The sequence below is a fragment of the Streptomyces sp. NPDC057287 genome, from assembly GCF_042667905.1.
GTDB lineage: Bacteria > Actinomycetota > Actinomycetes > Streptomycetales > Streptomycetaceae > Streptomyces.
The window spans coordinates 1-11,281 of sequence record NZ_JBHUYV010000012.1 but is presented as its reverse complement, the minus strand read 5'-3'; the positions used below and the strand labels follow the sequence as shown (position 1 = coordinate 11,281).

Below are 11,281 nucleotides of genomic sequence, written 5' to 3'. Positions count from 1 at the left end.
GGGGGGGCCCCTGGCGGCGGGCGCGGGGGCGGACGTCGGCTCTTCCCCCCCGGGCTAGCGTCCGTTGTTCCCGGGCGGGGGGCGCCCCCCCCCGGGGGGGGGGCCCCCCCCCCGGTGGCATAGTGCTCCGCATGCCCCCACGGACACGGTCCTGCGGACGCGCGGCGGCAGTGACCGCCGGCCTCGCGACCTTCCTCGCCCTGATGCTCGCACCGGCGCCGGCGACCGCCTCGGACGAGGTCGCGCTCACCCTGAAGGACGTCCCGCGCACGGTGGTCGTGTACAACGCGGACGAGGGCGCCGACGGGGCGAACGACGATTTCGAGGTGCCCGTCGCCGTCGTTCCCGGCAACAGGGAACCGGCCCGCGACATCGAGGTGGTGGTGGACGCCTCGGGGCTCGAACCCTGTCCTACAGCTGGTCGGCCGACCCGGAGGAGCCCGCCGGCGACATGGTGCGCGGCACGGGAGCCCCGGTCACCCTGACCGGCGCGGAGCACGGCCGGTTCACCGGCGGCACCGCCACCGTCGCGGTGGACACCACGGTCCAGGCCGACTACCGGCCCGTCACCGGTACGGTCCGTGGACGCGTCGGCGACACGGTGCGGGTGCGGCTCGGGGTACGGGACCTGGGGCCCGGCCGGCCGCGGGGCGACGAGGAGACGGGCCGCTTCGAGGTGGTCCCGCCGGAGGGCACCACGGTCACTTCCGTTCCGTACTCCTTCGAGGACAGCGACCGGGAGTGGGGGTGCGAGCGGCCGGAGCGGACGGGCGGGGCCTTCGTCTGCGACATCGGCGGCGACGCCTTCTCGTGGGCCCGCGAGGACGACGGGACGACCGCCATCGATTTCCTGGTCCGCATAGACCGGCAGGTGCCGGGCGCGCGGGGCACCATCCGGACGTACAACCCCTACGACCGCACTCCCGGCAACGACACCGCCGTCATCCCGCTCGACGCCTCGCCCTCCCCGGCCTACCGGTCCCTCTCACGCCCGGGGATCTGGGCCGCGGTCGCCGCGGGCGGGGTCACTGCCGGCGCCGTGGTGGCCGTGTACCGGCGCCGCCGGGGCGTAGCGGCTGATTCCTGATCCGCTCTCAGCTGCCGCACCGCAGGACGGGCCGCCCGCACGCCGGGGCGGCCCGTCCTGCGGTTCACCGGTCTCCGGGCGCTCTTCATCGGCCTGTTCGGCGCCCGCTATCGGCTAGTCAGGGTACTTTTGCGCCTTTTTGCGGTGTCCCGGCACACTCTTTGGAAGATCCATGTCATCTCTTAGGCGATCAGGTGATCAGTACGACAATCATCTCGGCTTGAAGGAGCCCAGCATGCGTATTTCCGCTTCCCTCCGCTCCCGCAGCGTCCGTACGGGCACCAAGGTGGCTGCCGCGGTCGCCGTCGCGGGCGCCACCCTGGTGGCTGGAGCCCCGGCCGCCCTCGCCCTCGGCGAGAGCGGCGACATCGACATCCGTTCCGTCAGCTGGCACTCGCGCGGTGACCGCAACGGCGTGGAGGTCTGCCAGTTCGTTCTCGTGGCGAGCAACTTCGGGGAGCTTCCGCAGCTCGTGTGGACGATCACCGAGCGGCCTCCGGGGAACACGCTGACGAACACCCTCCCGCTCGCGAACGGCCAGGCCCGCAGCCAGGAGTACCTGCTTCCCGAGGGCACGTACCAGCTGACCTGGACCGCCGGACCCGTCCCGAAGTCGAAGAGCTTCGAGGTCGACTGCTCGCGGCCCGGCCAGGGCGGCGGACAGGGCGGCGAGCGCGAGCAGGGCGGCGGCCGCGAGGAGGCCGGCGGCCGGGAGTCGTCCGAGTCGGGCACCCAGGCGGACAAGGGCGCCGAGAAGAGCAGCGAGAAGGCCACCGCCGAGATCTACGACAAGCCGTCCGGCGCGGTGCCCGCCGGTGGTGGCGGCGTCCCGGAGATGGAGGGCGTCAGCTCCGAGAGCGGTTCGAACATCGGGACCTCGGCCGCCGTGGTCGCCGGTGCCGCCGGAATCGCGGGGCTGATCATGGTCCGCCGATCCGCACGCCGTCGTGCCCGCAACGAGGCCTGACACGCGCGGCCGACGGCGACGACGGGGTCCGAGCCGCGCATGCCGGCTCACGATCACCCTCTGTGTGACCTTCTCGCTGGTGACCGGCATCGTGTGGGCGAGCTCGGACTCGCCCGATGACGCCTCGTCGGTCACCGCCGCCCGCGGCAGCGACGCCGCGGGCGGCGGGGCACCGCCGTTCCGGCGGGCGCCGCACAAGCCGCAGGAGAAGGTGCCCGCCTCGCACGCCCCGCTGGTGCATTCCCGCCCGGTGAAGGTCGCCATCCCGGCCATCTTCATCGAGGCTCCCGTCACCGGCCTCGACCTGGACAAGAAGGGCCGGCTCGGCGCCCCTCCGCTGAGCAGGCCCAAGCAGGTGGGGTGGTACCGGAAGGGCCCGTCCCCCGGGGAGGCGGGAACGTCCCTGCTCGTCGGCCACCGGGACACCGCGACGGGCCCCGCGATCTTCCTCAATCTCAACGTCCTGCGCCGGGGTGACACGGTCAAGGTCACCCGGGCCGACCGGCGGACCGCGGTCTTCACCGTCGACGAGGTGAAGACCTACACGAAGGACAAGTTCCCCGACGAGAAGGTGTACGGGGCCACCGGCCGTCCGGAGCTCAGGCTCCTGACGTGTGGTGGACGCTTCGACAAGAAGGGCGGGTACTCCGCCAACGTCGTCGTCTTCGCCCACCTCACCTCGCTCAAGAAGAAGGCGGCCTGATCCGGGCACGCCACACGGAACCGGCCGGTACCTCGGGGGCGAGGTACCGGCCGTTCGTGCTGCCGTGCGTGCGTCCGCACCGGTGCGGCTACGTCCCGCACGCGTCGTCGTCGGCCCTGGACTGCTTGACGTCCACCTTCTTCGGCGGGGCGACCGGGGTGCCGGCCCCCTTGAAGTCCCCTCCGAGGACCAGCGTCATCGGCTCGGTCCCGGCGGCGTCCGCCGTACCTGGCCGGAGCGCCGAGGCGGGCAGGCCCATGAGGTCCGCGAGTGCGCGGGCCTGATCGGCCTGGTTGGGCGCGTAGTCCAGTGTCGTCTTCGCCACGGCCTTCGGTGCGTTGCCGACGTTGCTGGACTTCGACACGCCCTTCGAGTTCTGCAGCCAGCTCAGCACGGCGCTCGCCGACCCGGCCGGAGCACCGCCGTTGGCGAGGTCGACGCGCACGGCGGAAGCCTCCGCGCGAGGACCTTCGAGCAGCGCCGCCTGCTTGTCCTTGGCCGCCTTCTGCTTCTTCTTCACCTCGGTGAAGGACACGTCGCCCTGCATCATGCCGAAGAGCTTCGGCGCCTCGACCGGGTGCAGGACGACGGTGACGGGCGTGGGCTCGGCCGGGTTGTCCACCACGGGCACCGTCATCAGGGTGATGTTCTTCAGATCGATCTTGCCGAGCTCCCTGGCGAGGGTGACGAGCTTGGCGGCGCTGCCTATCCCCTTGTCCACGGTGAGGGCCTTGGTGGCCGCCTCGGCGACGTCGAGCATCTTCGTGGGACTGCTCAGCGTGTCCTCCTTCAGCTGCCGCATCATCGACGCGACGAACTGCTGCTGCATCTCGATCCGGTCGAGGTCGCTCTCGTTCTTGAGACCGTGGCGGTTCCGGAGGAACGACAGCGCGTCCTCGCCCGCGATCCGGCTCTCCCCGGCCGGAAGATCGAGGTCCGTCCCTCCGTCGAGGTCCTTGATGGGCGCCTTCAGACACACCTTGACGCCGCCGACCGCGGTGGACAGCGTCTTGACCGCGTTGAAGTCGAACATCATGAAGTGGTCGACCTCGAGGTCCGTGATGTCCTCGACCGTCCGCATGGTGCAGCCCGGATCCCGGCCGTTCACCCCGAAGGACTCGTTGAACCTGGTGGGGACGTCCGAGCCGGCGATGACCTTGGCCGAGCCGCCCGGCTGCACGGTCTCGCAGTCCGGGATCCTGGTCATGAGGTCCCGGGGGATGCTCACGACGGTCGCGTTGGAGCGGTCCTCGGCTATGTGGAAGAGGAGGGTGGTGTCGGCGTGGCCGGTGACGTTGCTCCGGTTCCCGTAGGCCTCGTTGCCCTTGCCGACGCGTACGTCGTTACCGATGATCAGGATGTTGACCGGTCCGTCCCCCAGGACGGTGTCACTCCCCACATCGCCGATGTCGACGGTGCTGATGTTCCCGTCGAGGCGGTCGTACCAGTAGTAGGCGTACGCCGACGTCCCGACGAGGACCAACGAGAGTGTGCCCCCGGCCCACAGCAGCGCCTTCCTCCTGCCACGCTGCTTGCGCTTGCGGCGGCCGGAGACGTGCGGGGTTCCCGGGGCGGGTGCGTTGTGGCGGCCGCGCTGGCGGGGAACGCGTGCAGGTGCGGGAGGGGTACGGTCCGCGGAAGCGGAGTCGGCGTTGACGCCGCGGTGGGGACGAGGTGCCGGAGGGCCGTCCAGGCGGAGCTCGTACGCTCCTGTCTCGGGGTTCATCACCCACTGGTCCGCGGGGTCGACGTCGTCCGTCCCTCCGTAGGTCTGCGCGTCCATGCCGTCCAGTCCCCCGTCAGGTGCCACACGAGTCGCCTAGGTGTTCGACGCGCCATACTAGCGAGGCTCCGCACGGTTCAAGGGGCTCCACAACATTTCGCCGACCTTCGGGAAGCATTCACAATCCTTCCTGAGGATCCATCACATGACGCGTGTATGTGCATGGTTGCCCGTGATCGGCGGCCGACGCCTCACCAGGGGCGCCGACCGCGACCGCCCTGCGACTAACCGACCCTGCAGCCGAGCTCCAGCAGCGGGTCCGGTGCTCCGCCCTCGGTGACGTACCCGAAGGCCGTGGATTCACCGGGGTCCAGCGAGCCGTTCCAGCCCGCGTTGTGGACCATCACCTCCTGCCCCTGCGCCGTCATCGCCCCGCTCCAGAGACTCGCGACCCGCTGCCCCGCCGGCTGCGTCCACTCCACCATCCAGCCGAGCATCGGCACGGTGCCGGAGTTGGTGACGGTCACCTGGGACTGGTAGCCGCCGCTCCAACTGCCGGTCGTGCCGCGTGTGGCGGTGCAGGCACCGGGCGGAGGCTCGGTCGGGGTGGTGGACGTACCGTCCTTGACCCCGGTCACCTCTCCGTTGCCGCCGTCGAAGACCACGTCGGAGCAGGAGTAGAAGGTCTCCTGACTGTCGGAGCGCTGCCAGACCACGTAGATGACGTGGCGCCCGTCCTTGTCGTCGGGCAGCGCGCCGGTCCACCTGTAGTCGGCCTCGACGGTCCCCGGACTGCCGTTCAGCGGCGGGTGGTCGACCGAGACGAAGGGGCTCTCCTCCATGTCGGACCAGCTCAGAGGCTGCGTCGGGTCGTAGCCGTCCTTGGTGATGTAGACGTAGAACCATCCCGGGTGCGCAGCCCAGGCGTTGTACGAGAAGTCGATGGTCGAGCCCTCGGTCAGGTGGGTCACCGGCCAGTCGTTGCTCGGCTTGTCGAAGCCGGTGAAGTTGTTGTTGCCACCGCTGCACAGCCGGCCGTCGGGCACGAAGCCGCGGGTGCGGCCGGCGCCGTCGGAGCGGAGCACGGAGAACCAGTTGTAGAACGGGGTGGTCCCGCTCTCCTGTGCGGCGGCCTTGCAGGCGGGGTTCACCGGCTTGATCTCACCGGTGTCCGTCAGACCGTCCTGCCAGCACAGGAAGGTGCGGCTGGCGGGCTTCATGGGCGTGCCGTGCGCTTCTGCCTTCTCGCCCGTGGTGACGACCAGCCCGAGGGCGGGGACGGTGGTGAGAAGGGCGAGCAGGGTGAGAAGCACGGCTCTTCGGCGGGTGCCCGCCAGTAATCGGTGGCTGGACAGATGGATCACGATGTACGTCCCTTCGCTGCGGCGCCGGGTGGGCCGGGATTCGGTGCAAGCTTGGGAGCGCTCCCATCAGCGGAGGCTAGCGCCGGGTCCACACCCTGTAAACGCCTTGCGCGGAAGGGCTTTCCCCACCCGTCCGGGTGACCGTTACCCGATGCACCGCATACGGGGGCGGGGTAATCGATACCGTCCGGAGCATGCCTCTGCCGAAGGATCTGGACCCCTACGCGAACCCCCGCGCCTTCTACGGCGCGGAGCTCCGCCGCCTGCGCGAGGCGGCGGGCCTCTCCCAGAACGAGCTGGGCGAGCGGGCGTTCTGCTCGGGCACGTACATCGGCCTGTTCGAAGCGGCCGAGCGACGGCCGCAGGCGGAGATCTCCCGCGCCCTGGACGAGTTGCTGGGCAGCGGCGAGCACCTTCAGCGGCTGTGCCGACTGGCGCGGACATCGAAGGTGGCGGGGTACTTCGCGGACGCGGCGGAGCTTCAGCTACGGGCCGTCTCCATCGCGGAGCACTCATCCATGGTCATCCCGGGTCTGCTGCAGACCGAGTCGTACGCCCGCGCGCTGACCCGCGCCGCTCACCCCTACGCGTCGGACGACGTCGTGGACGCCCACGTGCGCACCCGCATCGAACGGGGGCTGCTGCTCGACTCCCCCGCGCCACCGGTTCTCTGGGTCATCGTCCATGAGGCGGCGATCCGCACTCCGGTGGGCGGGGCCGCCGTCATCGCCGAGCAACTCGATCACCTGTACGCCCAGGCGAGCGCGCGCCCGCGTGTGGTCGTCCAGGTTCTGCCGTTCTCCGCAGGGGCGACACCGCTGCTGGACTCGGCCGTCACGCTGATGCACTTCCCCGACGCGCCTCCCGCCGCCTACACGGAGACGGCGTACAGCGGCCAACTCGTCGAGGACGGCGCGCTGGTCGAGCAAATCTCTTCCGCATACGATCTGGCCAGGGCTTCCGCATTGTCACCGGAAGCATCACTGTCCCTGATCAAGTCGGCTGCGAAGGACCATGCGACAGATGCTCACCTCTCGTGACCTGTGCTCAACGACGTGGCGTACGTCGTCCTACAGCAACGGCGACGGCGGAAACTGCGTCGAGGTCGCCGACGGCCTTCCCGGCCTCGTCCCCGTACGCGACAGCAAGGCCCCCGAGGGCCCGGCACTCGGCTTCACCGCCGCAGGGTGGACGCCGTTCGTGCGGGCCCTCAAAACGGGCGTGCTCTGACGCCGCTCAGCCGATGGCGTTGAACAGCCGCTCCGGAAGCGCCATGTTGAGCGCCTTCACGACCGGCTTGCCGTGTTCCGTGCCGAGGCGCGAGACCGCGCCCGTGGCGAGCTGGAACAGCTCCCCGCTCGCGGGGGTGAGCCGCAGGTAGCGCGCGGTGAGCACACGCAGGAAGTGCGAGTGGGCCACCAGGGCGATGTCCGCCTCCCCGAGACGTGACGCGGCCGCCGCCACCTCCGCCAGGATCCGGTCCGCGCGTGCTCCCACCTCGTCCGGGCTCTCCCCCGGGTGCTCCTCGGGGCCCGGGGCGACGCCGTCGGTCCAGAGGTTCCAGTCGGGGCGGGTGCGGCGGATGTCGACCGTGGTCACACCCTCGTACGCCCCGTAGTCCCACTCCCGCAGGTCGGGGGTCTCGCGCGGTGCGGTCAGGCCCGCCAGTTCGGCGGTGCGGCGCGCCCGGAGGTAGGGGCTGACCAGGGTGAGCCCGATCTCCCGTTCCTCCAGGAGGGGGACGAGCGCGCGGGCCTGCCGCTCGCCGAGCTCGGTCAGGGGCAGGTCGGTCCAGCTCGTGTGCTGCCCGGACCGGGACCACTCGGTCTCGCCGTGCCGGATCAGGATCAACTCGCCCATGGATGCTTCCGCTCTGTGCGCCGTACTCGTACGTGTGTGCCTCTGGTGCCAACCTGCCGGCTCACGATCGCATTCCGCCCGGCCCAGCGCGGGGCGGCTCGCCCCAGAAGGACGCTCTCCGTACGGCGGGGCGAGCCGCACGCCCGTGGACCTCGTCCAAGGTTGTACCGCGTGGCGGCTCCCCGCATCACCCCTGCGAGTGAGGCGCCATCCGCACCGGCCGCAGGCACGACGGTGGCGCACTCTGTGGACCATCGCGTCGCCGCCGTGATCCACTGCGCCCATGAGTCTGTCGGTGGATGTCTTCCTCGTCGGCGCGGACGGCAGGAGGGAGGTGCTGGACGTCCCTGACGGGTGCGACGACTCGGCCGGCTTCGAGAGTTGGCGCACGCGCGTGTGGGGCTCGGAAGCGGTGCGTTCGGTCGGCGCAGCCTTCTTCCCGGTCCTGACTGACGCCGACGTGCAGGTCCAGCCCGAGCAGGTGCCCGCGCTCCTGCGGGAGTGCGCCCTGCTCAGCGGGAACCTGGGGATGATCGCTGCGAGCATCGATGCCGGGCAGACGCGGACGGATTACCACGACGCGGTGTCGGACCGGTTGGCGAACGTCGAGGATGCGGCGCGGCGAGCGCTCGCGGTGGGGGGCGGGGTCCTCATCTGGTGAGCTGACCGGTGGGTGGAGCAGCAAGGGCTGCCGGAGGCATCCGTCGCGAGACGGCTCCGGGGGCGGGAGCTGCCGGGGCGCCTGCGCGGGCGGCCTGAGTGCCTTCGTACGGGCGCTCAGGTGCTCGTCCAGGGGCCCCGGCCGGGTCAGGCCTGTTCGCCCACGACGGTGACCGTGTACGGCTGGTCCGTGTCCGTCGTGACGCGGACCTCACCGCCTTCGCGGACCACCTCGTAGGTCGCCGCCACCGCGCCCGTGCGGTCGGGAACGGTCACGGTGCGGGTGAAGTCACCCGTCCCAGCAGGGGCGTACACGCGGAGTTCGAGGCCGTCGAGCCACTCACCGTCGGGGCGGGACTCGTCCGCGCCGAGCGCCAGGACCGCGCCCTGGCGGACCAGCAGCGGCAGGCTGTCGAAGCCGTGCGTCTCCTGGTGCCAGACCGGGCCGGTGACCGTGTCGCCCGTCAGCAGGTGGGTCCAGGTGCCCTCGGGGACGTAGTACTCGACGGCGCCGTCCTCGGAGAAGACGGGCGCGACCAGGATGTCCGGGCCCAGCAGGTACTGGCGGTCCGCCACCCGGGCCGTCGGGTCGTCGGGGAACTCCAGGAGCAGGGGGCGCATCGTCGGGACGCCCGTGCGGTGGGTCTCGACTGCGGCGCCGTACAGGTACGGCATGAGGCGGTGCTTGAGCCGGGTGAACTGCCGTGCCACGTCGACCGCTTCGTCACCGAACTCCCACGGCACGCGGTACGACGACGAGCCGTGCAGACGGCTGTGCGAGGAGAGCAGGCCGAAGGCGAGCCAGCGCTTGAAGACCGCCGGGTCGGGCGTGCCCTCGAAGCCGCCGATGTCGTGGCTCCAGAAGCCGAATCCCGACAGGGAAAGTGAGAGGCCGCCGCGCAGGGACTCCGCCATGGCCTCGAAGGAGGACCAGCAGTCGCCGCCCCAGTGCACCGGGTACTGCTGGCCGCCGGCGGCGGCCGACCTGGCGAAGAGGACGGCCTCGCCCTGGCCGCGTTCCGTCTCCAGGAGCTCGAAGACGGCCTTGTTGTAGAGGTGCGTGTAGTAGTTGTGCATGCGTTCCTGGTCGGAGCCGTCGTGCCAGACGACGTCCGTGGGGATGCGCTCGCCGAAGTCGGTCTTGAAGCCGTCGACGCCCTGGTCCAGGAGGACCTTCAGCTTGCTCTGGAACCAGGCGGTGGCCGCGGGGTTGGTGAAGTCGACCAGCGCCATGCCGGCCTGCCACTTGTCCCACTGCCAGATGTCGCCCCCGGGGGTCTGCACGAAGTAGCCCTCGCGTGCGCCCTCCTCGTACAGGGCGCTCTTCTGCCCGATGTAGGGGTTGATCCAGACGCAGATCTTGAGGCCCTTGTCCTTGAGCCTGGCGATCATGCCCTCCGGGTCGGGGAAGACGGCCGGGTCCCACTCGAAGTCGCACCACTGGTACTCGCGCATCCAGAAGCAGTCGAAGTGGAAGACGCTCAGCGGGATCCCGCGCTGGGCCATGCCGTCGACGAAGGAGGTGACGGTGGCCTCGTCGTACGAGGTGGTGAAGGACGTCGTCAGCCAGAGCCCGAACGACCAGGCCGGCGGGAGGGCCGGGCGGCCGGAGAGGGCGGTGTAGCGCGCGAGGACGTCCTTCGGCGTGGGGCCCGCGATGACGAAGTACTCCAGGGTCTGGTCCTCGACGCTGAACTGCACCTGGCCGACGGCCTCGGAGCCGACCTCGAAGGAGACCTTGCCGGGGTGGTTGACGAAGACGCCGTAGCCGCGCGAGGAGAGGTAGAAGGGGATGTTCTTGTACGCCTGCTCGCTGCTGGTGCCGCCGTCGGCCTGCCACATGTCGACGGTCTGGCCGTTCTTCACGTACGGCGTGAAGCGCTCGCCGAGCCCGTGGACCGTCTCCCCGACACCCAGGGCGAGTTGGGCGAGCATGTGGTGGCCGCCGTCCTCGACCGTGGCGAACGCGCTGCCCTTGCGGCCGGCCGAAGTCAGGACCCGGCCGTCCCCGTCGAGGAACTCCAGGCCGAAGGCGCCCTCGGTGGGCAGCCGCAGGGTGAGCGGCCCGCTGGTCAGCTCGGCGGTGGCGCCCTGCGTCGTGGTGGTGGCCGCGGACCGCGCGGCGGCGCCCGGCATCTCGAAGTCGGGTCCCTTGCGACGCTTGCCCGCGAGGTGGGTGAGGCGCACCGCGATGACGCCCTCGGCCGGGGCGTACGCGTCCACGGTGATCAGCGGGGCGTTCAGCGTGTCGCCGCGGCGCTCGACGCGCTTGACGGCGGCGTAGGCGGCGAGACGGTCGTCGTCGAGGCGGACATCGCGGACTTCGGTGGCGTACGAGGCGTGCACACCACTGCGCAGCTGCCAGAAGCCGTCGGTGAACTTCATGGGGGGTCCGTTCCTGTGGGTTCCTGATTTTGATCGTACACAAAACAAATTTTTTCGAAGCGCTTCGACGATGGCGCGGAACGCCTTGAGACAGCGCCCATCAGGGGCCCTCACGCCCTTGCAGGAGCGCCGTGATGCCCCTATGTGACAGGGATGTCACGGGAACGGTCTGGAAACAAACGGCAGGATGCCGTATTAGTACTGCCAGCCAACAAATCGGTCGGGCGGCAGTGCAGCCGTACCGGCCCATGTCGACAAGAGGCAGCCCCATGTCGAACCGCTTCACTCCCACCCCTGCGGACAGGTTCACCTTCGGTCTGTGGACGGTGGGCTGGCGTGGCAATGACCCGTTCGGTGAGCCGACGCGTCCGGCGCTGGACCCGGTCGAGTCGGTGGAGCGGCTCGCGGAGCTCGGCGCGCACGGTGTGACCTTCCATGACGACGACCTGATTCCGTTCGGGTCCTCCGAGGCGGAGCGTGCCCGGCTGGTCGGCCGGTTCAAGGACGCGCTGGAGCGGACCGGGATGAAGGT

The 11,281-nt window shown here is 70.4% G+C and carries 11 protein-coding genes and 1 pseudogene; 8 read left to right on the top strand and 4 right to left on the bottom strand.

What is annotated here, in order from left to right; translation table 11 throughout:
- The first annotated feature begins 131 nt into the window (after positions 1-131).
- From ACFUNE_RS22990 to ACFUNE_RS22975, 4 genes are all read left to right on the top strand, one after another.
- Positions 132-485: a hypothetical protein gene (locus ACFUNE_RS22990; protein WP_383571058.1), complete on the top strand. Its 354-nt coding sequence runs from the start codon at positions 132-134 to the stop codon at positions 483-485.
- Complete coding sequence (locus ACFUNE_RS22985; protein WP_383571056.1) at positions 452-1,087, top strand: hypothetical protein; 636 nt, start codon at positions 452-454, stop codon at positions 1,085-1,087. Before ACFUNE_RS22990 ends, ACFUNE_RS22985 begins: the two co-directional genes overlap by 34 nt.
- Positions 1,088-1,322: 235 nt before the next feature.
- Positions 1,323-2,054: a hypothetical protein gene (locus tag ACFUNE_RS22980; protein WP_383571053.1), complete on the top strand. Its 732-nt coding sequence runs from the start codon at positions 1,323-1,325 to the stop codon at positions 2,052-2,054.
- Positions 2,055-2,118: 64 nt separating this feature from the next.
- Positions 2,119-2,757 carry a class F sortase gene (locus tag ACFUNE_RS22975; protein WP_383571050.1) on the top strand — a complete coding sequence of 213 codons (639 nt, stop codon included), beginning with the start codon at positions 2,119-2,121 and terminating at the stop codon, positions 2,755-2,757.
- An 88-nt stretch (positions 2,758-2,845) separates the two neighbouring features.
- On the opposite strand, the gene ACFUNE_RS22970 is transcribed toward ACFUNE_RS22975, so the two are convergent.
- Positions 2,846-4,540, bottom strand: coding sequence for an LCP family protein (locus ACFUNE_RS22970; protein WP_383571719.1), 1,695 nt, complete (start codon positions 4,538-4,540; stop codon positions 2,846-2,848).
- A 224-nt stretch (positions 4,541-4,764) separates the two neighbouring features.
- Positions 4,765-5,844: a lytic polysaccharide monooxygenase gene (locus ACFUNE_RS22965; RefSeq protein ID WP_383571047.1), complete on the bottom strand. Its 1,080-nt coding sequence runs from the start codon at positions 5,842-5,844 to the stop codon at positions 4,765-4,767.
- Positions 5,845-6,038: 194 nt separating this feature from the next.
- On the opposite strand from ACFUNE_RS22965, the gene ACFUNE_RS22960 reads away from it, so the two are divergent.
- Together ACFUNE_RS22960 and ACFUNE_RS22955 are read left to right on the top strand one after the other, a co-directional pair.
- Positions 6,039-6,884, top strand: coding sequence for a Scr1 family TA system antitoxin-like transcriptional regulator (locus ACFUNE_RS22960; protein ID WP_383571044.1), 846 nt, complete (start codon positions 6,039-6,041; stop codon positions 6,882-6,884).
- Positions 6,868-7,074, top strand: a complete 207-nt coding sequence (locus tag ACFUNE_RS22955; RefSeq protein WP_383571042.1) for a DUF397 domain-containing protein — start codon at positions 6,868-6,870, stop codon at positions 7,072-7,074. Before ACFUNE_RS22960 ends, ACFUNE_RS22955 begins: the two co-directional genes overlap by 17 nt.
- A gap of 6 nt (positions 7,075-7,080) precedes the next feature.
- On the opposite strand, the gene ACFUNE_RS22950 is transcribed toward ACFUNE_RS22955, so the two are convergent.
- The gene (locus ACFUNE_RS22950) at positions 7,081-7,704 is read right to left on the bottom strand and encodes a histidine phosphatase family protein (protein ID WP_383571040.1); all 624 of its coding nucleotides are present in this window, start codon (positions 7,702-7,704) and stop codon (positions 7,081-7,083) included.
- Between the two features lie 283 nt (positions 7,705-7,987).
- Between ACFUNE_RS22950 and ACFUNE_RS22945 the strand changes: the two genes are divergently transcribed.
- Complete coding sequence (locus ACFUNE_RS22945; protein WP_383571037.1) at positions 7,988-8,365, top strand: hypothetical protein; 378 nt, start codon at positions 7,988-7,990, stop codon at positions 8,363-8,365.
- 146 nt (positions 8,366-8,511) lie between these two features.
- Here ACFUNE_RS22945 and yicI read toward each other — a convergent pair whose 3' ends face one another.
- Entirely contained in the window at positions 8,512-10,749 is a 2,238-nt protein-coding gene (gene yicI / locus ACFUNE_RS22940) for an alpha-xylosidase (RefSeq protein ID WP_383571034.1), read from the bottom strand.
- A 269-nt stretch (positions 10,750-11,018) separates the two neighbouring features.
- On the opposite strand from yicI, the pseudogene ACFUNE_RS22935 reads away from it, so the two are divergent.
- Positions 11,019-11,281: pseudogene (locus ACFUNE_RS22935) on the top strand (xylose isomerase); the annotation flags it as partial.